The 472-nt window shown below is 61.0% G+C and carries 1 protein-coding gene; it reads left to right on the top strand.

The features are described 5' to 3' along the window. Positions 1-366 (top strand): hypothetical protein (locus tag AC2CJA_RS27205; RefSeq protein WP_484605278.1); only part of this gene is annotated, 366 nt, incomplete at its 5' end. Positions 367-472: the final 106 nt, after the last annotated feature.

The following is a 472-nucleotide window of genomic DNA, read 5'->3' as shown; positions in this document are numbered from 1 at the left end:
GCCGACTGCGGCTCGACGGCCTTGACGGTCTCGGTCTCGGTCACGTTCTCACTGGTCATCGATGCATCTTCCTTGCTCAGGAGTTACACCGAACGTTTTACAGTCCCCTGGGTACAGATCAAGCTGACCCGTAAGGAGACGAGGAATCTAGCCTGGAGCGCAACCGCTGTCAGTGGGTTTCTCGCCGTCCTGAAAGACTACGTCCCGAAAAACTGGCAGCACGTTGTCAACGGCATGCGCTTCTATGCCTGGTACATCGCAGCCTCGGCCGGGTACATCTACTACTTTACGAAGGGCTGCGCCACCCTGCGGGGCGGCTGGGGCAGGCTCAGGGGGGGCGCGGCCGTATATCATCCCGCCCACTGAGGTTTTCTCAGCGCCTTTCGTGCCATGCATTGTTGAGGACGAGGGCGGCTTGGGTGATGGCTCCGATCCGGCCGGGGCTGATCGTCATGTGCTGGAGGGTGCGCCA

Source organism: Streptomyces sp. ATLC9 (assembly GCF_057196705.1).
This window is presented reverse-complemented; position numbering and strand designations above follow the sequence as displayed.